Source organism: Variovorax sp. dw_308 (assembly GCF_019207085.1).
Lineage (GTDB): Bacteria > Pseudomonadota > Gammaproteobacteria > Burkholderiales > Burkholderiaceae_C > Variovorax.
This window is the reverse complement of record NZ_JAATOM010000014.1, coordinates 104,766-128,909: the sequence shown is the minus strand read 5'-3', so window position 1 is coordinate 128,909 and position 24,144 is coordinate 104,766. Positions and strand designations below refer to the sequence as shown.

Sequence of the window (24,144 nt, the reverse complement as noted above, 5' to 3'; positions counted from 1 at the left end):
CTCCTTGAGTTGTGAGGTCGGCCCACCAGAGTCCGTCGAAGATCACTGGCATTCCAGATTACCCCAATCGATTGAAAATCCGGGACAAGAAACGAACCTTCGCTACTGGGCCAGAAACGTCCAGACAGTCACTCAAGCAGCTTGTGCTTGCGCGCGATGCTCGCCGCCTCGGTGCGGTTGTGCGCGCCCAGCTTGGAGAAGATGTTGCGCAGGTGGGTGCGCACGGTGTTCTCGGACACGAACAGCGCCTCGGCGATCGCGCTGTTGGCCTGGCCGCGAGAGAGCAGCTTGAGAACGTGGATCTCGCGGAAGGTGAGCGCGTCGAAGCTCGCCCCTTCCGCAGCTGGGGCCGCGAAGACGCTGTCGTCTTCCTCGTCATCCGCCGTCACGCCGGCACACGCCCGCTCGAGGCGTTCGACGAAGTTGGCGGCGACTCCCGCCGGCAGCTTCTTGCTCGCGAACGTGCGGCACCACCATTGCGCCAGCCCGGCCACCACCGGGCCTTCGTCGGCGAAAGGCTGAACGATCCCCTCTACCGCGACGGCTTCCAGCGTTCGCGAGATCGCGGCGCGGGCCTCGACCGACTGGCCGGCGCGCTGCAAGGCTTCGGCATGAAGCAGTTCCAGCACCAATGCGAGGCGGTGGTTGGCCTCGTCGCGCGCGCTCGTGATCGCTTTCGCCAACTCGCCGATCGCATCGACCGCCTTGCCGCTGCGCAAGCGCAGGCGCTGCCCAGCAAGCGCGGGCGACTCCACGTCATGCAGCGGCACCAGATCTTCCGGGTGTGGCGGCAGCAGCTTCGGGTCTTGCGCACGCCCCAGGTAGTGGGTGGCGCCCTTCACATCGCCGCGCAGCAGGGAAAGGCGCGAGCGCTCCAGTTCGGCGCTGGAAGCGAGGCGAGGCGCCTGGTCCTGATGGCCCAGGTATTCGAGTTCGCCGAGGATGCCGAAGGCGCGCTCGGCCTCGCCGCGATGCCATGCAATGCGCGACAGCGTGATGTAGCCGACGACGATATGGGCGAGTTGGCCCACCTCGCGCAGCAAGGGCAGCGACGAGACGAGCGCCCGCTCGGCCTCTTCGAGCTGCCCGGCTTCGTACAGGGCGGCGGCAAGATACACGGCCGCATTGGGGTTGCCGTCGACACGGCCAGACGCCTCCAGCGTCATGTTGTTCATCGCGATGCGAAAGCGCGCCAGAGCATCCTGCAGGTGCCCCTGGCGCCAGCGGATGGTGCCTTCGATGCATTCGCTCACGACCAGGCTGAAGGTGCTGTCGATCCGGTGGTGCGCGCGGCGCGCCTGTTCCAGCAGGACCCGGGCCTCGTCGACGCGGTTGAGCGCCGCGAAGAGCATCGCCAGGGTGTTGGTGAGGGCGCCATAGGGAAAATCGTGGCGCGGGTCGATCAAGGCATGGTTGTGGATGGCCAGCGGCACGCCTTCGCTGTTGTCCATCATGGTCAGCACCATGGGGCGCAAGGCCAGCAGATGGGCTTGCAGGCTCTCGGCCTCTTCCTTGTCGGCGGGCGGCGTCCAGTTGCGCGGGTCCTGCAACAGTGCCAGTGCCTCGTGGTGGCGATGCGTGAAGGCCAGTGCCCAGGCGTAGACCACCAGGAGCCCGGGCTGCGCCTGCAGCTCCGTCGCGGGAAGGCCGCCCAGCCACCGCGACAGGAGGCGGAAGCGGGCCTTGTGCAGCAGCATCGGGCCGTGCACCTTCAGCAATTGCACGGCAACGGCGTGATCGCGTGCACGCAAGGCGTGGGCGATGGCCGGCACTGCACGCCCCTGCGCTTCGAAATAGCGCGCTGCGCGCAGGTGCAAGGCGGACGCAGCCTCCGGATCGCGCTGCGCCAGCTGCGTGCGCAGGAACTCGGCGAACAAGGCATGGAATCGAAAGGTCTCGCGCTGCGCATCGGCAGGCATCAGGAACAGGTTAGAGCGCTCCAGTTGCGCCAGCATCGCGTGGCTGTCGTCGCGTTCGAGCACGGCGTCGCACAGGGGCGCGCTCAGGTAGCTGAGAACGCTCGTGCGCAGCAGGAAGTCGCGCACGGGTTCCGCCTGCCGGGCCAGCACGTCCTCGGCCAGGTACTCGGTGATGGCGGCGTGGTTCCCCGAGAAGGCTTGCAGGAAAGCCTCCGGATCGTCGTGGTCCTGCAGCGCGACCGAGGCGAGCCACAAGGCGGTGATCCAGCCTTCGGTCGCCTGGTACAGCCGATCCACCAAGGCGTCGCTCAGCACGAGCCCGCGCTGGGTGCAGAGGAAGTCGTGCGCCTCTGCGCGGGTGAAGCGCAACTGCTCCAGGCCGATCTCGAGCACGCGGCCGTGGGCGCGCAGCCTGCCCAGTCCCAGGGAAGGCACGGTGCGCGAGCCGATCACGATGCGCCATTGCGGGGGCATGTTGTCGAGCACCTGGCGCAGCAGGTCGAGCACGGTCGAACTCTGGATCACCTCGAAGTCGTCCAGGAAGAGCGTGAACTCGCGCCGCGAACCACCGACGCGCGCGAGCATGCCGAACACGCTCGCGTCGTGCGCGTCGGCGGCCGCGATGGCCCCTGCGCTGGTGATCGCCGCCTCGAAGTGCAGCAGGAAGCGCGTCAGGTCGTTGTCGGATTCATCGAGATTGAGCCACGCCGTGGTCATGCCAGCCGCAGCGCAGCGCGCGGCGTGCTGCAGCATCGCCGTCGTCTTGCCGAAGCCGGCCGGCGCCCGAAGCACGATCAGCCGCACCGGCCCGGCGCTGCCGATGCGATCGGCCACCTCCAGCCGCTCGAGCTGGGCGCGGGAGAGGGTCGGGGCACTCAGCTTGGCCGGTAGCACTGCGTTGGGCGTGGATGGCATCGAACTGGGTCGTGGTCGGCATCGGCTCGGAGGCACGCCGGAGCTTACGCCGACTCCGCCAGCCCGTGCCGGCGGTCTCAGTCCACGCGCTCCGACGGGCTCGCGCTCTTGCGAAGATCGGTCTTGAGCACCTTGCCGACGCCGGAAACCGGCAGGCTCGTCCGGACCTCCATGCTGCGCGGCACCTTGTAGGTCGCGATGCGTTCGCGGCAATGCGTGCGCAAGTCGTCGAGCGGAAGCGTTGCGCCCTCCTTGAGCACGAGCACCGCGTGCACCGACTCGCCCCAGCGCTCGCTGGGAATGCCGATCACCGCGCACTGCGCCACGCCCGGATGGGCAGCCACTGCGTTCTCGACCTCGGTCGAATAGACGTTCTCGCCGCCGGTGATGATCATGTCCTTGATCCGGTCGCCGATGTAGACGAAGCCCTCGTCGTCCATGTGCCCGCCGTCGCCCGTGTGCATCCAGCCGTTGCGCAGGGCCTTGGCGGTTTCCTCGGGCTTGTTCCAGTAGCCGAGCATGACGTTGGGCCCGCGCGCGACGATCTCGCCAGCGGTGCCACGCGGCACTTCGACGCCTTGCGGGTCGACGATCTTCATCTCGACGGTGGTGGCCGCGCGCCCCGCCGCGCGCAGCAGGTGGCCATGGTGGTGCTCGGGGAACAGCAGCGCGCCGACGGGCGCCAGTTCCGTCATGCCATAGCCCTGGTAGAAGGCGACGTTGGGGAAGGCAGCGCGGGCGCGCTCCAGCAAGGTCTGCGAGATCGGCGAGGCGCCGTAGGTCAGGTGGTTCAGGGACGACAGGTCGAGCTCGGCCGCCTCGGCCGGATGCTGATCGATCCAGTCTAAAGTCATCTGGATCAGGGTCGGCGCCATCAGCGTTTCAGTCACGCGCTCGCGCGAAATGGTTTCCAGCATGAGCTTGGGCTCGAACATCGGAATCACGATGTGCGTGCCACCGCTCATGAAGAGGGACACCGTCGGCGCGAAGTCGGCCAGGTGGAACATCGGCATGGCATGCAGGTAGCGAACCTTCTCGATGCACGAACCGATGATGAGTGCGTTCACCGCCGAGACGCCGAGGTTGTCGTGGCTCAGCATCACGCCCTTGGGAAAGCCCGTGGTGCCGCCCGTGTAGAAGATGCCGGCAAGGTCGCCGCCATGGCGCCATGCGTCTTCGATCGGCTCGCTTTCGGCTATCAGCGCTTCGTAGTTCAGCATGCCTTCGGGCGTCTCGCCGTCACCGGCGTAGACCAGGTGGCGCACGGTCTTCGCCTGGCTGACCATGCCCGCGGCCGCCGCCTTGAAGGCATCGTCCACGATCATCACGGTGGTGCCCGAGTCGTCCAGCGAATACAGGATCTCGGCCGCGCTCCAGCGGATGTTGACGGGGTTGAGCACGCCGCCGGCCCACGGCACGGCGAGGTCGTATTCGATGTAGCGCAGCGAGTTGAGCGAATACATCGCGACGCGATCGCCATCGTTGATGCCGAGCTTGCGCAGCGCGCCGGCCAGCCGCGCGACGCGGTCGCCGAGTTGGGCGTATGTCAGCTCCTTGTCCATGAAGCGAACCGCGGTGGCGTCGGGGCGCACATGCATCGACTTGTGCAGGCCTTGGGTGAGGTACATGTCTTGTCTCCTTTTTTGGGTGTGTCGGGTTGCTTAGAGCGAGCGTCCGACCAGCTCGCGCTGGATCTCGTTGGTGCCGCCGTAGATGCGCTGCACGCGCGCGTCGGCGTACATGCGGGCGATGGGGTACTCCAGCATGTAGCCGTAGCCGCCGAACAGTTGCAGGCACTTGTCGATCACTTCGCCCTGGCGCTCGGTGAGCCAGAACTTGCCCATCGACGCCAGCGATGCGTCGAGGCGACCTTCGATCCACTCCTGCACGATGTGGTCGACGAAGGCGCGCGATGCGAGCGCGGTGGCCTTCACTTCCGCGAGCACGAAGCGGGTGTTCTGGAACTCCAGGATCGGCTTGCCGAAGGCGCGGCGCTCGCGCGCGTAGTCCAGCGTGAGCACGAAGGCACGCTCCATGGCGGCTGCGGCGCTGATGGCGATCTGCGCGCGCTCGTAGGGCAGTTGCCCCATGAGTTGAAAAAATCCCTGGCCTTCCTGGCCGCCCAGCAGGCAGTCGGCCGGCACCACGCAATCGTCGAAGAACATCTCGGAGGTGTCGCCACCGTCCTGTCCGATCTTGTCGAGCACCTTGCCGCGGCGGAAGCCCGGGTTGTTCACGTCGACGATGAAGAGCGAGATGCCCTTGGCGCCCTGCGTGGTGTCGGTTTTCGCGACCACGATCACCACGTCGCACAGCTGGCCGTTGGTGATGAAAGTCTTGGCGCCGTTGATCACGTAGCCGTCGCCGCGCTTCTCCGCCTTGGTGCGCACGCCCTGCAAATCAGAGCCCGTGCCCGGCTCGGTCATCGCGATGGACGTGATGACTTCGCCGGATGCGATGCGCGGCAGCCAGCTCAGCTTCTGCGCCTCGGTGCCGTAGGCCATGAGGTAGTGGCCGACGATGTGGCTGATGCCCTGGCCGAAGCCGGTGTTGCCGGCATAGCCCAGTTCACGCACCACCACCGCAGCATGCGCGGGCGTGCCGCCCGAGCCGCTGTATTCCTCCGGCACGTCAGGCAGGATCAGGCCCAACTCGCCGGCCTTGCGCCAGACCTCGCGGCCACTCTGGTGGTCCTCGCGCCATTGCAGGTCATGGGGTTCGACGAATTCCTTGCAGAAGCGCCGCACCGTGTCGGCGAAGGCTTCGAGGTCTTCGTCCATCCACGGGGATCGAATCTTGTCGAGCATGTCGAAGCGCTCCGCGTCAGATGTTGCCGAGGCCGCCGCCGCAGATCAGCACCTGGCCCGACACGTAGTCGGATTCGGGCTGGCAGAACAGGTAGATGGAGCCTGCTGCTTCGTCCGGCGTGCCGGGACGGCCTGCAGGGATGCCTTGCTTGGCGGCTTCGAGCAGTTGCGGGTTCACGCCGACCTTGATGTCGCGGCCTTCGATCTTGACCGAGGCATTGCCGTCGGCCGAGGCTTCGGTCAGGCGCGTCATGATGAAGCCGAAGGCGACCGCATTGACATTCACCTTGAGGCGGCCCCATTCCTTGGACAGCGTCTTGGTCAGGCCCAGGATGCCGGACTTGGCCGACGAATAGTTGCTCTGGCCCGGGTTGCCGCCAGCAGCGACCGACGAGACGTTCACGATCTTGCGGAACACCTCGCGGCCTTCGGCCTTCTCGGCCTTGGCTGCTGCGCTGATGACCGGATAGGCCGCGCGCAGGATGCGGAATGGCGCAGTCAGGTGGCAATCCATGATCGCGTACCACTGCTCGTCCGTCATCTTCTGGATCACGTTGTCCCAGGTGTAGCCCGCGTTGTTGACGATGATGTCGATGCCCTTGTAGTTGTCCACCGCGGTCTTGATGAAGCGATCGGCAAAGTCGGGCGCGGTGACGCTGCCGACGCAGGCGACAGCCTCGCCGCCCATGCCACGAATGGTCTCGACCACTTCGTTTGCTGGCTCTGCGTCCAGATCGTTGATGACGAGGCGCGCGCCTTCGCTGGCGAGCTTGAGGGCCAGTGCGCGGCCGATGCCACGGCCAGAGCCGGTGATGAGTGCGGTTTTTCCGGTGAGCTTGCTCATGTGTATTTCTCTCGATGTGTTGGGGTGAAAGTTGGGGTCAGCTCAGGGCGACCACGGCTTCGGCGACGATCTTGGGTTCGCCGTACTGGCTGGCGCACAGCATCTCGACGCGCACGCGCTTTTCGCCGTTCGCTTCGAACTTCTCGGCCACGCGGCCGGTCAGCGTCGGCTGGTTGCCCAGGTGCGTGATGCCCGAGAAGCGCATCGACAGGTTGCGCACCTGCTCCTGCGGCACCCAGTCGGTCAGCAGGTTGGCCACGTAGGCGGCCGACAGCATGCCGTGCGCGAACACGTCGGGCATCCGCGACTTGCGGGCGAAGTCGATGTCGATGTGGATCGGGTTGTGGTCGCCCGATGCACCGGCATACAGCGCGAGCGTGGTGCGGTTGATGGCTGGCAGCGTGAGCGGCGGCAGCGCGTCGCCGACGTTGAGGTCTTGATAGCGGGGGGATTGCATGATGTCTCCTCTGGTTCAGCCGTTGCGCTGGACGATCGTGCCGCGCAGGTCGGCCACGTGTTCGCCCTTCTGGTTGGTCACGCGGGTCTCGTTGACGACGAAGCTCAGGGCGCCGCCCTTCTTGTCGTAGACGTCCGCGACCTTGGTCTCGAAGCTCAGCGTGTCGCCGGCGTAGGCCATGCGGTGGTACTCGAAGGCTTGCTCGGCGTGCAGGATGCGTCCGAGGTCCATCTTCAGCGTGCGCAACGTGTATTCCAGGTCCTGCACTTCGCTGTTGAGGCACATCAGGAAGGTGGGCGGCACCGGCAAGGTCGGATGGCCGGCATCGCGTGCAGCGGATTCGTCGCTGTACACCGAATTGCGCTGGCCCGTGGCCTTGGCGAAGAAGCGCAGGCGGCCTTTCTCGACCTCGACACTGCCGCCGCCGAGCGACTGGCCGATCAGGTTCTTGTCTGTCATGGGGATGTCTCCTTGGATATCGGGGAAAAGGATCAGGCGCGGCCGTACAGGGTCACCACGCAGGCGCCGCCGAGGCCGAGGTTGTGCGCCAGTGCGAGGTTCGCGTTCGCGACCTGGCGTTGGTCTGCTGTGCCACGCAACTGATGCGTGAGTTCGTAGCACTGCGCCAGGCCCGTGGCGCCCAGCGGATGGCCCTTGGACAAGAGGCCGCCCGAGGGGTTGGTAACGACCTGGCCGCCGTAGGTGTTGTCGCCGTCGAGGATGAACTGCTCGGCGCCGCCTTCGGGGCAGAAGCCGAGGGCTTCGTACGTCAGCAGTTCGTTGTGGGCGAAGCAGTCGTGCAGTTCGGCGACCTTGATGTCCTCGGGCGCGACACCAGCCTTTTCGTAGACCTGCTGTGCGGCGGCGCGAGTCATGTCGGCGCCGACCATCTTGATCATCGATTGCGGCTCGAAGGAGCTCGGGAAGTCGGTGGTCATCGACTGCGCGAGGATCACGACGTCGGTGCGCAGGCCGTGCTTCTTCGCGAAGCGCTCGGACACGACCACGGCAGCGGCCGCGCCGCAGGTGGGTGGGCAGGCCATCAGGCGCGTCATCACGCCGGGCCACACCTGCACGTCGTTCATCACGTCATCGACCGACACGACCTTGCGAAACAGCGCCAGCGGGTTGTTGGCAGCGTGACGGCTGGCCTTGGCGCGGATGGCCGCGAAGGTCTCCATCTTGGTGCCGTACTTCTGCATGTGCTCGCGGCCCGCACCGCCGAACATCTGCAACGCGACCGGCATGCCAGCCACGTCGCCCGCCAGCGCTTCGGTCACAGCGATGCTCTTGCCCATCGCCGCCGGGCGGTCGTTCCACACCGAGCCCAGCGCGCCGGGCTGCATCTGCTCGAAGCCCAGCGCCAGCGCGCAATCGACCATGCCGCTCTCCACGGCCTGGCGCGCCAGGAAGAGCGCGGACGAGCCGGTGGAGCAGTTGTTGTTCACGTTGACCACCGGAATGCCCGACAGGCCGACGTCATACAGCGCCGACTGGCCGCTGGTCGAGTCGCCATAGACATAGCCGACGTAGGCTTGCTGGATCAGCTCGTAGCCGATGCCGGCATCGGCCAAGGCCTGGCGCGTGGCGTCGGCTCCCATGTCGATGTAGCTGGCGCTCGCACCCGGTTTCTTGAAGGGGATCATGCCGACCCCGGCGACGACGACTGGTTGCGTCATGTGGTTCTCCTGGTTGTATCTGTGGACTTGAAATGAATGGACCCGACGGGCCCGGTGCGCGCGTTCAGCTCGCCTCGGGTTGCCACTGGGAAAGAAGTTCGGCGAGATCGACGTGCGGCTGCCCCGGCGCGTGGCGCACTTCGGGCACCGTGCGGCTGAAGCGCGGCGCCGGCGCGGGTTGCGTCACGCCATCGATCTCGATGAAGGTGCGGCGAGCCACGTTGTGTGGATGCAGGGGCGCCTCGTCCATGTCGAGCACGGGCGCAAAGCAGATGTCGGTGCCTTCCATGCGCGCGACCCAATCGGCGCGTGTGCGCGTGGCGAGCACCGCCGCGACGCGGCGCTTCAGCTCCGGCCACTGCCGCTTGTCCTGCTGGCGCGCGAAGGCAGGGTCGTCCGCAAGGCCCAGCGCCTCAAGCAGTTGCGCATAGAACTGGGGTTCGATCGAACCGATGGCGACGTACTTGCCGTCGGCGCATTCGTAGGTGTCGTAGAAGTGCGCCGAGCCGTCCAGGAAGTTGCTGCCGCGCCGCGCGCTCCAGGCGCCGTGGCCCCTCATGCCGTAGAACAGCGAGCCCAGCAGCGCGGTACCGTCGGTCATGGCGGCGTCGATCACCTGGCCCTGGCCGCTGGCGCTGGCCTCGACCAGCGCGCAGGCGATGCCGAAGGCCAGCATCATCGCGCCGCCGCCGTAGTCGCCCACGAGGTTGAGCGGCGGTGCCGGCGGCTCGCCGTGCCGGCCCATGGCGCCCAGCATGCCGCTGAGCGCGATGTAGTTGAGGTCGTGGCCTGCAGCGTGCGACAGCGGGCCGAACTGGCCCCAGCCGGTCATGCGGCCGAACACCAGGCGCGGGTTGCATTGCAGGCAGACCTCCGGGCCCAGGCCCAGCCGCTCCATGACGCCCGGGCGAAAGCCCTCGACCAGCACGTCGGCGTTCTCGATCAGTGCAAGCACCTGCGCGACGCCTTCACCGGACTTGAGATCGACGACCAGCGTGCGCTTGCCGCGGCTGTTGACGTCGCAGTTGGCGGGACCGAAGGGTGCATCGCCGGGACGGGTCACGCGCACCACGTCGGCGCCCATGTCGGCCAGCATCATGGCGCAGAACGGGCCCGGCCCGATGCCTGCCATCTCGACCACCTTGACGCCTTCTAAAGGACCACTCATTCGCTTTGACTTCCAGATTTGAACGGCCTTGACGGGCCGCGTTTCGGGGGCAGGGACCCGGCCCTCGATCGATGCGTTGATTGTTCGGCTCATCGCCTCGAGGCCCATCGTCCGAACGGGTGATTTGCAGCGGCGATCAGCGGTCCAGCGCCTCTTGCACGCCGTACGTGTGCATGCGCGCCTGCACCTCGGCCACGTCGTGGCTGAGCAGGGCCATGTCGTGCGCATTGCCTTCCCGGTCCTTGACGTGATTGCGCAGCACGGCCTCGGCGCGAAAGCCGAGTTCCTCGAACAGCGCGATCGCCGCGTGCTGGTCGACCGTCATCTGTGCCGTGAGCTTCTCCAGGCCGAGGCTGAGCGCCACGGCAAAGCTCTCCTGGATCAGCGCTCTGCCAAGCCCACGGCCGCGCCATGTCGGCGCCACCAGCAGGCGCAATTCGCCCACCTGCGGGGACCACGACAGCGAGTCGACCACGATGGCGGCGCAGCCAACGATTGCATCGTCTTCCCAGGCGGCCAGGCTGACGAAGCGCCGGTGTTCGAGGGCGTCCATCCAGGCGGCGATCACCTTGGGGTGCCGGATGTCGCGGCGCACGAACAGCAGGTCGTGCTCCGGCATGCCCTGGATGAACCGGCCGAACGCGCCGGCGTTGGCAGCTGTCATCGGGCAGATCTCGACGCTCGCTGCGCCGAGGGACAAGGTGCGCGGGTACGGGCGCGAATAAATGGGGGTATTCATACGGATCTTTCTCCAAGCCATTGATCGAGTGCGGGCCACATCCGCTTGACGGCGTTCGGGCCGGCGACCAGGCTGACGTGGCCGCCCGGAAGGATGACTTCCTGCTTGTCCTGCGAGCTCACCGCGGCGGCCAGCGGCTGCGCGCAGGCGGGCGGCACGAGGTGGTCGTGCTGCGCGATGATGTGCAGCAGCGGCACCTTGATGTTCTTCAGCAGCACCGGCTGGCCGCCGATGCGCAGGGTGCCTTCGTGCAGGCCGTTCTTCCACACAAACTCCTTGATGAGCTGGCGGAAGTACTCGCCTGCCATGGGCAAGGTGTCCGCGCCCCAGCGGTCCATCATGCGGTAGCCCTTGACGTAGTCGTCGTTCCACATGTTGTCCCACAGCCGGATCTGGCCGACGACCCGGCTCGCGGGGCGTTGCAGGTCCATGGCGGTGATGATGGCTTCGGGCGGAATCAGGCCGAGCGAGTTGACCAGACGGTCCACGTCGAAGTGGCTCTTGTCGGTCATCGACATCGACATCTGGGTCTTGCGCCAGTCGGTGGGCGTGGTGAAGAGCACCAGGTTCTTCAGCGGCCCGTCCGGATGCAACGCCGCGTAGATCGTCGACAGCACGCCACCCATGCAGTAGCCGATCACCGTCACGTCGTCCTCGCCGCAGTCCTGCTGCACGCGGCGGATGCAGTCCGGGATGAAGTCCAGCACGTAGTCCTCGATGCGCAGGTGGCTTTCCTCGCGCGTGGGCGCGTTCCAGTCCATCACATAGATGTCGTAGCCGCGCGCCAGCATGTACTGGATCAGGCTCTGGCCCTTGGCCAGGTCGAAGACGGCAGCCTTGTTGCTCGTGGCCATCACCAGCAGCAGCGGGACGCGGTAGGTCTCGGCGCTGGTGGCGTGGTAGTGGTAGAGGCTGAGCGTGCCGCGGCGATGCAGCAGCGTGCGCGGGCTCACGCCGACCGCTGGCGAGGGCGAGCCCAGGAAGGCGAGGCCCTTGAGGCTGCGCTGGATCATGCGATCGACTTCGATGCGCAGGCGCTGGCCCGGCGCCGGATCGGCAGGCTTGGCCTGGCGTTGTTGTTGTTGCTGTTGTTGGGCAGCCATCGTCAGGCTCCCTTGCGTGGCTGCTCTGCGGCCGGTTGGCGCGCCGGGGCATTGGCGGTCTTTGGCGCCTGCGCTGGCTTCACTCCGTCGAGCGCGAGGGTCGCAACGGCTGCAACCGGCGCAGGGCGGCGCGTACGCGGCGGGCGCGCCGGGCGGGAGGCTGTTGCAGGCATCAACTGGTCGAGCTTGTCCTCGACGCGCTGGACGGCCGCGGCGAGCGCCTGCACTTCGCTGCGACTGGGCAGTTCCAGCCGGGCGAGTGCCTTCGCATGCGCCTTGTCGGTCACGTGCTGGAGGCCGAGCGTGACCTTGGTGGAGCGGTCGAGCACCTTGGCAATCTGCGGTGAACTGGAGACCTGGCGGGCGAACATTTCGTTGACGGTCGCCTCCATCCGGGTGAGCGCGCTGCGCCACATTTCGAGGGGATCGGGAATCTTGGAACTCACCATGGCGGTGACCTTTCTTGTGAGGAGTGAGTCGTGGATCAGAGCGAAGCGGCGAGATGCCCGCCGTCGACGGTGATCAGCCCACCCGTCATCCACGAGGACGCGGGTGTGGCCAGTAGCAGGAGCGCACCATCGAGGTCTTCGGCCTGGCCCAGGCGCTGCATTGGTATGCGCTGCACGAATGCGATCTGTTCGGGCGTCTGTCCCACGCCTTCGGCGATGCCGGCGTCGATGTAGCCCGGCGCCAGCGTGTTCACCCGAATGCCGAAGCGCGCCCATTCGAGCGACAGGGCACGCGTCATGTGGATGACGGCCGCCTTCGAAGCCGCATAGGCGGCGGTGCCCGGCAGTACGCGCTGGCCCATGACGGACGCGATGTTGACGATGACGCCGCCGCGACCTGCAGCCTTCCAGCGTCGCGCGGCTTCGGTGGAAACCATCCACACGCCGCGCACGTTGGTCGCGATCGTGTCGTCGAACGCTTGCATCGACTGCTTCATGGCCGCGGTGTGGGCCGCGATGCCGGCGTTGTTGACGACGACATCCGGCAGCACGCCTGCCTCGGCCATCTCTGCGTAGGCTTTGGCCACCGAGGCCTCCGAAGCGACGTCCAGCTCGATCGCCGTCGCCTGCGTTGCGCCCAGGGCGCCCAGCTCTGCAGCCAATGCGTCGAGGCGATCCTTGCGACGTGCGGCGATGACCACGCTGGCGCCGCAGCGCGCGGCAAGCCGGGCAAAGTGCTGCCCCAGGCCGGACGACGCGCCGGTGACGAGGACATGCTGTCCATTGAGCATTGCGCCCATATCCATATCTTGTCTCGCTTTCTTTGATGGCCGTTCTGCAGCAGGCCTGTTGCTGGTGTGGCGCGTCCCGCATGGGTCGCGTGAGGATTTCGTCGTCAGGGTCGCGGGTGCGTCTGGTGCGCCGCGAGGCGATCGATGCGCCGGGCCACCGTGTGGCGCACCAGTCGAGCGGGCGCGAACAGGGGCCGCAGCATGTGTCGCGTCGCCCGGGTTGTGCGTGGCGCCAACAGGCCCAGGAAGGTATCGGCGTAGCGCTCGAGGGCGATCCATGTGAAGCGCGTCGTGCTCAGCACTTCGCTCACCGTGCCTGTGAGCGCGGATGGCTGTGCCGCTGGCACGTCGGCGATCTCGACGGTGCGGTCGACCGCTGCGTCGTCACGGAATGCTGCGGCGAGGGCGTCGCCGATGCGCTGCAGTGCATCGCGGCTCGCATCGATCACCGCGTCGAAGTTCAGGAAACCATGGAACTGGCCCGCGTAGTGCAGCAGTTCCACGGGCACGCCCGCGGCGCGAAGCCGTTCGCCGTAGTCCAGCCCGTCGTCGCGGATCGGGTCGAAGCCGGCGCTGACGATGAGTGCCGGCGGCAAGCCGCGCAGGTCGCGGCTGTGGCTGGGAGACAGCCAGGGATCGTCGCCCACTTCGATCCTGTTGCCCAACTGGCGCTTGATCTGTTCGATCGTATCGAGCGTGAGGAAGTACCCGTGCGCGTTCTCCACCAGCGAGGGGAACTCCTTCACCAGGTCGGTGGCCGGGTACGCCAGCACCTGCAGGCGCAGGGCCGGGCCACCACGGCGCAAGGCCTCTTGCGCCACCGCGGCGGAGATGTTGCCACCCGCCGAGTCGCCGCCGATGGCAAGGCGCGTCGTGTCGATGCCGAACTCGGCGCCGTTGCCTGCGACCCATTCGAGGGCGGCCAGGAAGTCCTCGCGGCAGGCGCGCAGATCGTGCTCGGGCGCAAGGCGATAGCGCACCGCGATCGTGATGCAGTCGGCGGCCAGTGCGACATGGCGGCAGATCGAATCGCCGGTGTCCAGGCCACCGACGATGAAGCCGCCACCATGGCACCACAGGAAGGCAGGCCGTCGTGATTGAGCGCGCGTCGGCACGAAGACGCGCAAAGCGATGGGCCCGCCCGGCCCGTCGATCGTGCGTTCGATGACACGCAAGACCGGGGGCCTGCGCCCCATGGCCAGCGCCACGATGCGCCACACCTCGCGCTGCCGGCGCAACGACATGCCGTCCGCGCTTGCGGCACGCTGGGCCATGTTGACGAGTCGCAGCACTGCGCGCGCCGCACGGTCCGGCCGACTCGCACGCAGCATGCGCGGCATGCCTGAATCGGAAGCAGTTCGAGGGCTCTCGATGGCCGTGGCTTGCGCCGGTTGTCGTTGTAGATCTGGATGTTGTGGAGTCATGGGGCTACCTGCGGGCGACGTGTGCCGTTCGAATGCCGCAAGAGGCGGCAGTCGCGTTCAGTCAGGTCGGAATTGTTCGACGCAGGTGATCCCCGGGACATCGTCTTAACGGGTGATTCGTCGGATTCGTCCCGTTTGGCCCACGGGGTTCAGTCCCTCGTCCGAACGGGTGATTTGCAATTTGCCGGTGCGCCACGAGGCCGCTTCGCGCTCTACGATCCGCCGCCACGAAGGAGACCAACCACATGAAGACCACGACCGCAGTCATCGCCACCATGGCCTTGCTCGGTGCCTCGGCGCACGCGCAAGGCAGCAACGAAAACCCCAAGGCCGCGCTCGTCACGGTCGACAACTTCATCCGCGCCGAAAGCGATCGCTACTTCGCCAGCGTCGCCGGCCGGAACGGCTTCGGCAAGCTGCAGTTCACCCGCGCGCTGGCACCGATCGGCCGGCAGACCGTGATCCGCATGAACCGCGACACGCTGTACGGCGCAGGCGTCTTCGACCTCGATGCGGGCCCGGTGACAGTCACGCTGCCGGATACCGGCGCGCGCTACCTGTCGATGCAGGTCGTGAGCCAGGACCACTACACGCTGCCGGCCTTCCGCGCGCCGGGCACCCACACCATCACGCGCGAGCAGGTCGGCACCCGCTACGCCGTGATCGGCATTCGCGTGCTGGTCGACGCGAACGATGCGGAGGACATCCGCAAGGGCAATGTGCTGCAGGACGCAGTGCAGGTTTCCCAGAAGGCGCCGGGCACGTACGACGCTGTGTCCTGGGACGCCGAGAGCCAGAAGAGGGTTCGCGACGCGCTGCTGGTGCTGGGCTCGGCGATCCCGGACTCGCGCCGCATGTTCGGCGGTCGCGCCGCCCAGCTGGACCCGGTGCGCCACCTGATCGGCTCGGCCACGCTGTGGGGCGGCCTGCCCGAGCAGGAAGCCCTGTACCTGAACTTCATGCCGTCCAGCAACGACGGCAAGGCGGTCTACCGGCTCGATGTCGGCGATGTTCCCGCCGATGGCTTCTGGTCGATCAGCGTCTACAACGCCAAGGGCTACTTCGAGCCCAACGCGCGCAACGCCTACGCCATCAACAACGTCACCGCGAAGAAGAGCCCCGAAGGCCGCGTGGTCGTCCAGTTCGGCGGATGCGCGGACGACACGCCCAACTGCCTGCCGACCACCGACGGCTGGAACTACACCGTGCGTCTGTATCGCCCGCGCGCCGAGGCCATCACCGGTGCGTGGACCCTTCCCAAGCCGCAACTCCTCGGCTCCCCCTGAACACTACCCAATGAAAGTCAACATGAAAGAGAACAAGAAAGTCGCCATCGTCACGGGCGCAGGCTCGGGCATCGGGCGCGCAACCGCGCTGCTGCTGGCGGCATACGGCCACCAGGTGGTGGCCAGCGACGTCAATGAAGTTGGCGCGGCCGAAACGGCGCGACTGGTCATCGACGCTGGAGGGCAGGCCGTGTCCATGCGCGCCGATGTGTCGCATGACTCCGATTGCGAAGCCCTGGTGGCGCGCGCGCTCGAGCACTACGGACGCCTGGATGTCGCCTTCAACAACGCGGGCATCTTCGGCGCGCCCGCGATGACGGCGGACCAGACGCCCGTGGAATGGCAGCGTGTGATCGACATCAACCTCAGCGGCGTCTTCTATTGCATGCGCCACCAGATCCCGGCGATGAAGCGCTCGGGCGGCGGCGCCATCGTCAACACCGCGTCGATCATGGCCACCAAGGGCGGCGTGGGCACGGCGGCTTACTCCGCATCGAAGCACGGCGTCATCGGGCTGACCAAGTCGGCGGCGCTCGAGAGCGGCCGCGATGGCATCCGCATCAATGCCGTGTGCCCCGGCTTCATCGAGACGCCGATGATCCGCGGCGAGAAGACCATCTTCACCGACAAGACGGTGCAGGCCGCCATCGACGGCACGGCAATGCGCCGATTGGCCCAACCTGCCGAAGTGGCAGAGATGGTGGCGTGGCTGTGCTCCAGCGGCGCCTCCTACGTCACGGGCGCGAGCTTCACGGTCGACGGCGGCCTGACCGCGCGCTGAAGGACGAGACGATGAACTTCACAGAGCCCGATCACATCCGGCAACTGCGCGACACGCTGGAGCGCTTCGTCGAGAAGGAAATGCCACGCGCCGCGGCGGCCCAGTGGGACAAGAACAATCACTTCCCGCGAGACGTGTTCGACAAGCTGGCGGGCCTCGGCGTGCTGGGCCTCACGGTGCCGGAGGAATACGGCGGCGCCGGGCGCGACATCCTCGCGACCATGGTGGTCATCGAGGAACTGTCGCGCCGCAGCCTTGCCGTTTCCGTGCCCTACATCATGGGTGCCTGCTATGCCGGCATGAACATTGTGGAATGCGCGACCGAGGAGCAGCGCCAGGCGCTCTTGCCCAAGGTGGCCGACGGCACGCTGATCTTTGCCTATGGCCTGACGGAGCCCGACGCAGGCGCCGACCTCGCCAGCGTCAAGACGCGCGCCGAGCGCGTCGGCGACACGGTGCGCATCAACGGCGCCAAGCGCTTCTGCTCGGGTGCCGCGATCTCCGACTACATCTACGCGTTGGTGCGCAGCGGCCCCGAAGGCGAGCGGCACAAGAACCTCTCGATGGTCATGATTCCGTCGACCGCCAAGGGAGTTCTCATCACCCCCATCGAAGGGATGGGCATGAAGGGCGCGGCCACCACCGACGTCAGCTTCGACGACGTGGAAGTGCCCTTTGCGAACGTCATCGGCGGCGAAGGTGGCTGGAACAAGGGCTGGCCGATGCTGGTCGGTCCGGGCCTCGATGTCGAGAAGCTCGAAGTGGCCGCCATCGGCGTGGGTATCGCACGCGCCGCGCTCGACGACGCCTGGGCCTATGCCTTCGAGCGCCGGCAATTCGGCAAGCGGATTGCCAGCTACCAGTCGATCCAGCACAAGCTGGCGGACATGAAGACCCAGTTGCATGCGGCGCGGCTGGTGCTCTACCACGCGGCCTGGCTGGCCAACGAGCATCAGCCCTGCCAGGTTGAGACCTCGATGGCCAAGCTGTTCGCGACGGAAGTCTGCAAGGCCGTCGCCCTCGAATGCCAGACCATCTTCGGCGCCTATGGCTACGTGAAGGACTTCGACGCCGAGCGCTATGTGCGCGACGCCTTGCTCATGCCGATCATCGGCGGCTCCTCGGCCGTCCAACGCAACAACATCTTCAAGGGAACGTTGGCGAGGGCCTGAGCCCCGTCTTTCCCCGATCAACTGCAAGGAAAACCATGCCTGAATTCAAGTACCTGACCGTCGAGCCCCAGGGCGACGGGGTCTATCACGTCCAGCTCGCGCGGCCCCCGGCCAATGCAGTGCATCGCGACATGTACATCGAGCTCAAGCAACTCTTCGGCAACGTGGACCAGTTGGGCGACGACGTGCGCGCCATCGTCCTGAGCGGACAGGGCAAGCATTTCTGCGGTGGCAACGACCTCGAGGAATTCGCGACCATGACCCCGGACAACGCGGTCGAGCGCATGTGGCGCGTACGCGAGGCCTTCTTCGCCATCTCCGAGTGTGCGGTTCCGGTGATTGCCGCCGTGCACGGTGCCGCGATGGGCACCGGGCTGGCCATCGCGGGATCCTGCGACTTCGTGGTGGCGGCAAAGGACGCCAGGCTGGGCTTGCCCGAGCTGACCGTAGGCGTGATGGGCGGTGCGCGACACCTGGCGCGGATGGCGCCGCAGCCGGTGGTGCGACGCATGTATTTCACGGGGGACCCGATGAGCGCACAGGACCTTGCCTCGGCAGGCGCGGCGATCGTGGTGTGCGAGGGCGACAAGCTCATGGACGAGGCGATGCGCTTCGCGCGGCGGATCGCCCAGCACAGCCCGACGGCGGTGCGTGTCAGCAAGCGGGTGCTGGACCGTATCGAATCGATGGACCTGCGCACCGGCTACGAATTCGAGCAGGGCGCGACCTCCCGCATGAGCGGCCATCCGGATTCGAAGGAGGCTCTGGCAGCCTTCAAGGAAAAGCGCCCGGCGCGATTCATGCCGCGCAGCGGCGAAGGCCATTGGTTCGGCATGTGACGCGCCGTTTCGAGCGTCGCTGGCGCGACGATGCGCAACAGCAGTGGCAAGTCGCAAGGGCGGTGGGCCACCAACACCCTTTCGCGACAATGCAAAGCGCCGCCTGGTTTGGATGGCTAGTTGTTGCCGCCGCGAATGGCGGTGTTATCCCTGCCCAGCTCGAGGTCGCGCAGGCGTGCCACGGCCTCGTCGCGTTCGCTGCGGCCAGCACGCGCCGGGCGTAGAAGGCCAGCACCGGGTCGACCGGTGCGTCGCGCAGCAGGGCTCCGATCTGTTCGGGCACGCGGCGGTCGGCATCGAGCAGGCTGCGCGAAAGCCCCAGCCGGTGGCCCAGTCGCAGCGCTTCCAGTGGATGGCGCCTGGCCGTCTCGGCATTGCCGCGGCCGGCCTCGGCGCAGGCAAGCTGCGCCTGCAGGAGGACCACGGTGCGGTAGCGCCCGCAGGCCTCGCATTCGGTCATCACCGGCCCGAGCCGCGCGATGGCGGCGTCGAAGTCGTTCCAGTTCAGGCTCATCTCGGCGCGGGCCCGCTCAGCGATGCGGCGCACCTCGGCCGCGGCGGTCGAGGTGCGGCCGGCCTGGCGCGCGCCCAGTAGCACGATGCGCTCCAGCGTGCCCTGCGCCTGCACGGTCTCGCCGCGGCGCAACTGCCAGCGCAGGCGCATCGCCAGCGCGTAGCCCAGCGGCCGATCCAGGCGATGCTGGGTGCCGTAGTCCTCCAGCCAGCGCATCGAGATAGCGGCCCTTCTCGGTCGCCGCCGGCCTGCTCGGCGCTGGCGACCGTTACCTGGGTGCCACGCAGAACGTGGCAGAAATGCTCGTCACCTGGATGAAGGGCATGTCAGCCGACGCGCCGCAGGACCTGTTCGACGCACGCGCCCGTGAGCTGCTGCAGACCTACCGAAGCGAGAAGAAGCGCATCCAGGGCGTCGGCCATCCGATCCACGTGGAGGGCGACCCGCGCGTGCCGTCGCTGCGCGCCATCTCGAAAGACAACGGCTACTACGGCGCATGCTGGCGGCTGCTCGACGCCATCGAGACGATCCAGGCCAATGAGTTCGGCCGCAAGCTGTCGATCAACGGCGCCGGCGCCATGGGCGCCATTGCCGCCGACCTGGGGCTGGACCCGCGCATCGCGCGCGGCCTGGCGCTGGTGGGGCGCACGGCCGGCCTGGTCGGCCACATCATGGAAGAGGCGATGAAGCCGAGCGGCCCCCAGATCTGGGACGTGGTGCTGAAGGAAGAGGCGAAGGGGCTCTGACATTCGCGGGCCCACAACCGGTTCGAATGACGCATGAACGGCGAGAGCAGGTCGAAGTCGGCGGCGCGGACCTCGGCGTTCGCGCGCTCGTTGTTGCGCAGGCCTCGTTCTCCGGGATCAGGCCGGTACGAATCCGCCCACGCGCAATCAGTGACCCTGCGATTCGCCAACGGACTCGCCGGAAACTACCCAATAAGGGTAGTGGCTTCGCGAGCCCTTGCTGGTCTACTGCCTCCATCAAATTGATGGAGACACTCCAGTGAAAGCATTGGTCGCAGTCAAGCGCGTCGTGGACGCCAACGTCAAGGCGCAGGTCAAGTCGGATGGTTCCGGCGTCGATATCGCCAGCGTGAAGATGAGCATGAACCCATTCGATGAAATCGCCGTCGAAGAAGCGGTTCGCTTGAAGGAGAAGGGCGTCGTGACGGAAGTCATCGCTGTCTCTTGCGGCGACGCCAAGTGCCAGGAAACCCTGCGCACCGCCATGGCCATCGGTGCCGATCGCGGCATCCTGGTCGAGACCACCGAAGAGCTGCAACCCCTGGCCGTGGCCAAGCTGCTGAAGGCGCTTGTCGACAAGGAACAACCTTCGATGGTCATCCTCGGCAAGCAAGCCATCGACGACGATGCCAACCAGACCGGCCAGATGCTGGCCGCGCTGGCCGACCTGCCGCAAGCCACCTTCGCCTCCAAGGTCGAACTGGCCGGCGACAAGCTCAACGTCACGCGTGAGGTCGACGGCGGCCTGGAAACCATTTCGCTGAGCCTGCCCGCAGTCATCACGACCGACCTTCGCCTGAACGAGCCGCGCTACGTGACGCTGCCCAACATCATGAAGGCCAAGAAGAAGCAACTCGACATCTTCAAGCCCGAAGACCTCGGCGTCGACGTCAAGCCGCGCCTGAAGACGCTCAAGGTCAGCGAGCCGCCCAAGCGCGGTGCCGGCATCAAGGTGCCCGACGTCGCCACGCTGGTGGACAAGCTCAAGAACGAAGCCAAGGTTATCTGAGGAGACACAAGAACATGACCGCACTCGTCATTGCCGAACACGACCACGCCACCGTCAAGCCGGCGACCCTCAACACCGTGACCGCCGCGCTCGCCTGCGGCGGCGACGTCCACGTGCTGGTGGCCGGCGCCAATGCCGCCGAGGCTGCTGCTGCTGCCGCCAAGATCGTCGGTGTCTCCAAGGTCATCGCCGCCGACAGCCCGTCGCTCGCCGAGAACCTCGCTGAAAACGTTGCAGCCCAGGTGCTGGCCATCGCCGGCAACTACAGCCACATCCTGTTCCCCTCGACCGCCAACGGCAAGAACGTCGCCCCGCGGGTGGCCGCCAAGCTCGACGTGGCGCAGATCTCCGACATCACCAAGGTCGTGAGTGCCGACACCTTCGAGCGCCCCATCTACGCCGGCAACGCGATCGCCACCGTGCAGAGCAGCGATGCGACCAAGGTCATCACCGTGCGCACCACGGGCTTTGATGCCGCGGCCGCCACCGGTGGCAGCGCCAGCGTCGAGAACGCCGAAGGCGTGGCCGACAGCGGCAAGTCGAGCTTCGTCGGCCGCGAGGTCACGAAGAGCGAACGCCCCGAACTGACCGCCGCCAAGATCATCGTCTCCGGTGGCCGCGCGCTGGGCAGCGCCGAGAAGTTCCAGGAAGTGATGGCGCCGCTGGCCGACAAGCTCAACGCCGGCCTGGGCGCCAGCCGCGCCGCCGTCGACGCGGGCTACGCCCCGAACGACTGGCAAGTGGGCCAGACCGGCAAGATCGTCGCGCCGCAGCTCTACATCGCCGCCGGCATCTCGGGCGCGATCCAGCATCTGGCCGGCATGAAGGATTCCAAGGTGATCGTCGCGATCAACAAGGATGAAGAGGCACCGATCTTCTCGGTGGCCGACTACGGCCTCGTGGCCGACCTGTTCACGGCGGTGCCTGACCTGGCCGCCACGCTCTGACACACAAAGGAGGCGCGACATGGCTCTTCTTCGACAATGCCTGATGGAAGTGCGTGCCGCCGCCGAGGCGCGTGCCTCGCAGTCGACGCGACGCGCTGGAGTATCCAGCCAGCCCGTGGGGACGCCGTCGCAGCGAGACGAGGCTTTCTACACCTGCCGACCCGACACGCGATCGCTTCGGCCGCACGCGCTCAATCGAACCAATTGACAACAGGAACTCGCATGCTTTCAGGAATCAGGATCGTCGAAATCTGTGGCATCGGCCCCGGGCCGTTCTGCGCCATGCACCTTGCGGACCTGGGTGCCGATGTCATCGCGGTCGAGCGCGAGGCCGCTGCCGGCGCGCCGTCCAGCCTGCTCAACCGCGGCAAGCGTTCCATCGTCGCGGATCTCAAGACGCCGGAAGGCCGCGAACTGGTGCTGAAGCTGATCGAGGACGCCGACGCACTGATCGAAGGCATGCGCCCCGGCGTGATGGAGCGCCTGGGCCTGGGCCCTGCGGAATGCGCGGCGCGCAACCCGCGCCTGGTCTACGGCCGCATGACCGGCTGGGGCCAGACCGGCCCGCTGGCGCAGGCCGCGGGGCACGACAACAACTACATCGCGACCTCGGGCGCGCTCTACTACAACGGCACGCCGGCCGAGCCGCCGCAATCGGCCATCACGCTGATCGGCGATATCGGAGGCGGCGCGTTGTACCTGGCGGTCGGCCTGCTGGCCGGCATCCTGAAGGCACGCGAGACGGGGCAGGGCACGGTGGTCGATGCCTCGATCGTCGACGGCTCGGCGCACATGATGCAGCTCATCCTCGCGTCGCGGCAGAAGGGCCTGGTGACCGGCCCGCGCGGCGAGAACATGCACGAGCGCTCGCACTTCTTCGCGACCTACCGTTGTGCCGACGGCCACTTCATCACGCTGGGTTCGCTCGAGCCGCAGTTCTATGCGTTGCTGCTGGAAAAGCTCGGCCTGCGGGACGATCCGCGCTTCGCCGGCAAGCAGTGGGACCGCGCGCGATGGGGCGAGATGCAGGCGCATTTCACCGAGCTGTTCGCGAGCCGCACGCGCGACGAATGGTCGGCGCTGCTGGAGGGAACCGACGTCTGTTTCGGCCCGGTCCTGAGCCCGCCCGAGGCCGCTGCGCACCCGCACATGGCCGCGCGCGACATCTACTTCGAGCGCGACGGACTGCTGCAGACGCGGCCGGCCCCGCGCTTCGATGGCCAGGCTGTCACGCCACGTCCGCTGCCGCAGCGGGGCGAGCACACGGGCGCCATCCTTGCGGCGCTGGACGCGCAAGCCGCGAGCGTCTGGGGCTGAAGAGCCTGGCGAGTATTCGCGAGGGCCGGCGCGCCGGGCGCGTCGGCCAGGATACGGAGGGCGGGATGCTCGTGCTTTGCCACGCATATGGCTTGCCCCCTCGGCGTCAAGGCGCGCGCTCCGGTCATCCCGGGCTGAGTTCAAAGATCTTGTCGAAGTAAGCCGGGAGCTCCTTGCCCAACTGTTTCAGGAACGCTGGCCGATCAAAGCCCGGTGGATCGGCGCCGATGTCGCCATCGGGCGTCGAGATGGGCATGGCGGGGATGTCCATGAATGCCCAATGCCATGCATTGGAGACGCGGTGCAGTTCGACCCCGGACACGTTCTGCGCGATCCACTCCGCATGAAAGCGTGGGACGAGATAGCGGTCCAGTTCGGCTTCGTAGACCAAGGTCGGAATCTGGATCGAGGCGAGCGATCGCGCCGAAAAGACGGCGCCCAGCGGCGCCAGTGCGACGACAGCGCGAACGCGGCTGTCCGCCAGCGCCGGGACCGCTTGATCCAGTTGCCCACTCGGGGTCACTGCTGGCTCCCCCGTGGGCGCTACGCTGCAGAGGATCGGATCGGCAGCACGGTTGTCCGAGCAATGCGTGGCGAGCCGTTGCAGTTCGGGCCGGCCCCCGGCCAGCGCCAATACCGTGTAGCCACCCGCCGAATGCCCGACCGCGCCGACGCGTGGTCCCTTGGCGTCGCGCGCGATGCGGTCCTTCCAGGCGGGGTCCTGCAGCAGCGCATCGATCACACGCGAAGCCTGTTGCGGGCGCGCACTGAAGTAGCGAGCCGGGCCATTCGCGAGCAGCGATTGGTCTTGCCAGTTGTCGCCGGGATGGCGCAGCGCGGCAACCAAAAAGCCGTCGCGCGCCAGCGCTTCAGCCAGGCTGGCGTGTCCCAGCTCGGACCCCCCGTGCCCGTGGCTCAGGACGATCAAGCCCTTCACTTGCGCTTCAGGCACACCGCCCATGGCGGCATGGACCGTGAACGGCCCCATCGCGATGGTTCGCTCGGGCGACTGCGTGGGGTAGAACAAGGCGACAGGGACAGGTTCGGGGTCCGCGGGCAGACCGGGAACGCTGACGGTCCGGAACCCGGCCTGGCCTGCCAGGACGTTGACCGATAGGAACAGACCAAGGGCCAGGGGCAAGGCACGTTGTCTGATGCGCATGAGCGGGATCCTCGAAGGAAGTTGCACGGGGGTGCGGTTGTCGGAATCGCCATCGTCGTGGCGCGACATCCTCCCT

General features: G+C 67.0%; 22 protein-coding genes and 1 pseudogene. 8 read left to right on the top strand and 15 right to left on the bottom strand.

Going from position 1 to position 24,144, the window contains the following annotated elements:
• Nucleotides 1-128: 128 nt before the first annotated feature.
• From HCU76_RS24220 to HCU76_RS24160, 13 genes are all read right to left on the bottom strand, one after another.
• Entirely contained in the window at nucleotides 129-2,834 is a 2,706-nt protein-coding gene (locus HCU76_RS24220) for a LuxR C-terminal-related transcriptional regulator (RefSeq protein WP_218510811.1), read from the bottom strand.
• A gap of 77 nt (nucleotides 2,835-2,911) precedes the next feature.
• Nucleotides 2,912-4,462, bottom strand: a complete 1,551-nt coding sequence (locus tag HCU76_RS24215) for a long-chain fatty acid--CoA ligase (RefSeq protein WP_218510810.1) — start codon at nucleotides 4,460-4,462, stop codon at nucleotides 2,912-2,914.
• 33 nt (nucleotides 4,463-4,495) lie between these two features.
• Nucleotides 4,496-5,641, bottom strand: a complete 1,146-nt coding sequence (locus HCU76_RS24210) for an acyl-CoA dehydrogenase family protein (RefSeq protein ID WP_256354399.1) — start codon at nucleotides 5,639-5,641, stop codon at nucleotides 4,496-4,498.
• 16 nt (nucleotides 5,642-5,657) lie between these two features.
• Nucleotides 5,658-6,485: an SDR family NAD(P)-dependent oxidoreductase gene (locus HCU76_RS24205; RefSeq protein ID WP_213955870.1), complete on the bottom strand. Its 828-nt coding sequence runs from the start codon at nucleotides 6,483-6,485 to the stop codon at nucleotides 5,658-5,660.
• 37 nt (nucleotides 6,486-6,522) lie between these two features.
• Nucleotides 6,523-6,942 (bottom strand): MaoC family dehydratase, encoded by a 420-nt coding sequence (locus HCU76_RS24200; RefSeq protein WP_218510809.1) that lies wholly within the window; start codon nucleotides 6,940-6,942, stop codon nucleotides 6,523-6,525.
• Between the two features lie 15 nt (nucleotides 6,943-6,957).
• Complete coding sequence (locus HCU76_RS24195; RefSeq protein WP_213955868.1) at nucleotides 6,958-7,401, bottom strand: MaoC family dehydratase N-terminal domain-containing protein; 444 nt, start codon at nucleotides 7,399-7,401, stop codon at nucleotides 6,958-6,960.
• Between the two features lie 32 nt (nucleotides 7,402-7,433).
• A complete protein-coding gene (locus HCU76_RS24190; protein WP_218510808.1) occupies nucleotides 7,434-8,621 on the bottom strand; it encodes a lipid-transfer protein in 1,188 nt (395 codons plus the stop codon).
• 64 nt (nucleotides 8,622-8,685) lie between these two features.
• Nucleotides 8,686-9,789 (bottom strand): CaiB/BaiF CoA-transferase family protein, encoded by a 1,104-nt coding sequence (locus HCU76_RS24185; RefSeq protein ID WP_218510807.1) that lies wholly within the window; start codon nucleotides 9,787-9,789, stop codon nucleotides 8,686-8,688.
• A gap of 136 nt (nucleotides 9,790-9,925) precedes the next feature.
• The gene (locus HCU76_RS24180) at nucleotides 9,926-10,528 is read right to left on the bottom strand and encodes a GNAT family N-acetyltransferase (RefSeq protein WP_218510806.1); all 603 of its coding nucleotides are present in this window, start codon (nucleotides 10,526-10,528) and stop codon (nucleotides 9,926-9,928) included.
• Nucleotides 10,525-11,631 carry an alpha/beta fold hydrolase gene (locus HCU76_RS24175; protein ID WP_218510805.1) on the bottom strand — a complete coding sequence of 369 codons (1,107 nt, stop codon included), beginning with the start codon at nucleotides 11,629-11,631 and terminating at the stop codon, nucleotides 10,525-10,527. The genes HCU76_RS24180 and HCU76_RS24175 overlap by 4 nt, the downstream gene beginning before the upstream one ends.
• 2 nt (nucleotides 11,632-11,633) lie before the next feature.
• Complete coding sequence (locus HCU76_RS24170; RefSeq protein WP_218510804.1) at nucleotides 11,634-12,080, bottom strand: hypothetical protein; 447 nt, start codon at nucleotides 12,078-12,080, stop codon at nucleotides 11,634-11,636.
• A 35-nt stretch (nucleotides 12,081-12,115) separates the two neighbouring features.
• Nucleotides 12,116-12,886, bottom strand: a complete 771-nt coding sequence (locus HCU76_RS24165) for an SDR family NAD(P)-dependent oxidoreductase (RefSeq protein ID WP_218510803.1) — start codon at nucleotides 12,884-12,886, stop codon at nucleotides 12,116-12,118.
• A gap of 89 nt (nucleotides 12,887-12,975) precedes the next feature.
• On the bottom strand, nucleotides 12,976-14,202 hold the full coding sequence (locus tag HCU76_RS24160) for an alpha/beta hydrolase (protein WP_218510802.1): 1,227 nt from the start codon (nucleotides 14,200-14,202) through the stop codon (nucleotides 12,976-12,978).
• 338 nt (nucleotides 14,203-14,540) lie between these two features.
• Between HCU76_RS24160 and HCU76_RS24155 the strand changes: the two genes are divergently transcribed.
• From HCU76_RS24155 to HCU76_RS24140, 4 genes are read left to right on the top strand one after another with little or no spacing between them, the layout of a single operon-like run.
• Complete coding sequence (locus HCU76_RS24155) at nucleotides 14,541-15,581, top strand: DUF1214 domain-containing protein (protein ID WP_218510801.1); 1,041 nt, start codon at nucleotides 14,541-14,543, stop codon at nucleotides 15,579-15,581.
• Between the two features lie 22 nt (nucleotides 15,582-15,603).
• Nucleotides 15,604-16,362, top strand: coding sequence for an SDR family NAD(P)-dependent oxidoreductase (locus tag HCU76_RS24150; RefSeq protein WP_218510800.1), 759 nt, complete (start codon nucleotides 15,604-15,606; stop codon nucleotides 16,360-16,362).
• Nucleotides 16,363-16,373: 11 nt separating this feature from the next.
• Nucleotides 16,374-17,534 (top strand): acyl-CoA dehydrogenase family protein, encoded by a 1,161-nt coding sequence (locus HCU76_RS24145; RefSeq protein ID WP_218510799.1) that lies wholly within the window; start codon nucleotides 16,374-16,376, stop codon nucleotides 17,532-17,534.
• Between the two features lie 35 nt (nucleotides 17,535-17,569).
• Nucleotides 17,570-18,373 carry an enoyl-CoA hydratase-related protein gene (locus HCU76_RS24140; protein ID WP_213955857.1) on the top strand — a complete coding sequence of 268 codons (804 nt, stop codon included), beginning with the start codon at nucleotides 17,570-17,572 and terminating at the stop codon, nucleotides 18,371-18,373.
• Here HCU76_RS24140 and HCU76_RS24135 read toward each other — a convergent pair.
• Entirely contained in the window at nucleotides 18,333-19,103 is a 771-nt protein-coding gene (locus tag HCU76_RS24135; RefSeq protein WP_218510798.1) for a hypothetical protein, read from the bottom strand. The genes HCU76_RS24140 and HCU76_RS24135 overlap by 41 nt on opposite strands.
• A gap of 29 nt (nucleotides 19,104-19,132) precedes the next feature.
• On the opposite strand from HCU76_RS24135, the pseudogene HCU76_RS24130 reads away from it, so the two are divergent.
• The 4 genes and pseudogenes from HCU76_RS24130 to HCU76_RS24115 form a co-directional block, all read left to right on the top strand.
• A pseudogene (locus tag HCU76_RS24130) lies at nucleotides 19,133-19,633 on the top strand (citrate/2-methylcitrate synthase); the annotation flags it as partial.
• Between the two features lie 259 nt (nucleotides 19,634-19,892).
• On the top strand, nucleotides 19,893-20,642 hold the full coding sequence (locus HCU76_RS24125; protein ID WP_218510797.1) for an electron transfer flavoprotein subunit beta/FixA family protein: 750 nt from the start codon (nucleotides 19,893-19,895) through the stop codon (nucleotides 20,640-20,642).
• A gap of 14 nt (nucleotides 20,643-20,656) precedes the next feature.
• Nucleotides 20,657-21,589: an electron transfer flavoprotein subunit alpha/FixB family protein gene (locus HCU76_RS24120; RefSeq protein WP_218510796.1), complete on the top strand. Its 933-nt coding sequence runs from the start codon at nucleotides 20,657-20,659 to the stop codon at nucleotides 21,587-21,589.
• Nucleotides 21,590-21,811: 222 nt separating this feature from the next.
• The gene (locus tag HCU76_RS24115; protein WP_218510795.1) at nucleotides 21,812-22,906 is read left to right on the top strand and encodes a CaiB/BaiF CoA-transferase family protein; all 1,095 of its coding nucleotides are present in this window, start codon (nucleotides 21,812-21,814) and stop codon (nucleotides 22,904-22,906) included.
• A gap of 124 nt (nucleotides 22,907-23,030) precedes the next feature.
• Here the strand turns inward: HCU76_RS24115 and HCU76_RS24110 are convergent, their stop codons facing one another.
• Nucleotides 23,031-24,137 carry a dienelactone hydrolase gene (locus HCU76_RS24110; protein WP_256354398.1) on the bottom strand — a complete coding sequence of 369 codons (1,107 nt, stop codon included), beginning with the start codon at nucleotides 24,135-24,137 and terminating at the stop codon, nucleotides 23,031-23,033.
• Nucleotides 24,138-24,144: the final 7 nt, after the last annotated feature.

Coding starts and splice junctions, on each gene's coding strand:
- HCU76_RS24170 (WP_218510804.1), bottom strand. CDS start 12,080: ATGGTGAGTTCCAAGATTCCCGATCCCCTCGAAATGTGGCGCAGCGCG.
- HCU76_RS24195 (WP_213955868.1), bottom strand. CDS start 7,401: ATGACAGACAAGAACCTGATCGGCCAGTCGCTCGGCGGCGGCAGTGTC.
- HCU76_RS24175 (WP_218510805.1), bottom strand. CDS start 11,631: ATGGCTGCCCAACAACAGCAACAACAACAACGCCAGGCCAAGCCTGCC.
- HCU76_RS24200 (WP_218510809.1), bottom strand. CDS start 6,942: ATGCAATCCCCCCGCTATCAAGACCTCAACGTCGGCGACGCGCTGCCG.
- HCU76_RS24180 (WP_218510806.1), bottom strand. CDS start 10,528: ATGAATACCCCCATTTATTCGCGCCCGTACCCGCGCACCTTGTCCCTC.
- HCU76_RS24215 (WP_218510810.1), bottom strand. CDS start 4,462: ATGTACCTCACCCAAGGCCTGCACAAGTCGATGCATGTGCGCCCCGAC.
- HCU76_RS24140 (WP_213955857.1), top strand. CDS start 17,570: ATGCCTGAATTCAAGTACCTGACCGTCGAGCCCCAGGGCGACGGGGTC.
- HCU76_RS24190 (WP_218510808.1), bottom strand. CDS start 8,621: ATGACGCAACCAGTCGTCGTCGCCGGGGTCGGCATGATCCCCTTCAAG.
- HCU76_RS24160 (WP_218510802.1), bottom strand. CDS start 14,202: ATGCTGCGTGCGAGTCGGCCGGACCGTGCGGCGCGCGCAGTGCTGCGA.
- HCU76_RS24145 (WP_218510799.1), top strand. CDS start 16,374: ATGAACTTCACAGAGCCCGATCACATCCGGCAACTGCGCGACACGCTG.
- HCU76_RS24205 (WP_213955870.1), bottom strand. CDS start 6,485: ATGAGCAAGCTCACCGGAAAAACCGCACTCATCACCGGCTCTGGCCGT.
- HCU76_RS24150 (WP_218510800.1), top strand. CDS start 15,604: ATGAAAGAGAACAAGAAAGTCGCCATCGTCACGGGCGCAGGCTCGGGC.
- HCU76_RS24155 (WP_218510801.1), top strand. CDS start 14,541: ATGAAGACCACGACCGCAGTCATCGCCACCATGGCCTTGCTCGGTGCC.
- HCU76_RS24110 (WP_256354398.1), bottom strand. CDS start 24,137: ATGTCGCGCCACGACGATGGCGATTCCGACAACCGCACCCCCGTGCAA.
- HCU76_RS24165 (WP_218510803.1), bottom strand. CDS start 12,886: ATGGATATGGGCGCAATGCTCAATGGACAGCATGTCCTCGTCACCGGC.
- HCU76_RS24185 (WP_218510807.1), bottom strand. CDS start 9,789: ATGAGTGGTCCTTTAGAAGGCGTCAAGGTGGTCGAGATGGCAGGCATC.
- HCU76_RS24115 (WP_218510795.1), top strand. CDS start 21,812: ATGCTTTCAGGAATCAGGATCGTCGAAATCTGTGGCATCGGCCCCGGG.
- HCU76_RS24120 (WP_218510796.1), top strand. CDS start 20,657: ATGACCGCACTCGTCATTGCCGAACACGACCACGCCACCGTCAAGCCG.
- HCU76_RS24220 (WP_218510811.1), bottom strand. CDS start 2,834: ATGCCATCCACGCCCAACGCAGTGCTACCGGCCAAGCTGAGTGCCCCG.
- HCU76_RS24135 (WP_218510798.1), bottom strand. CDS start 19,103: ATGCGCTGGCTGGAGGACTACGGCACCCAGCATCGCCTGGATCGGCCG.
- HCU76_RS24210 (WP_256354399.1), bottom strand. CDS start 5,641: ATGCTCGACAAGATTCGATCCCCGTGGATGGACGAAGACCTCGAAGCC.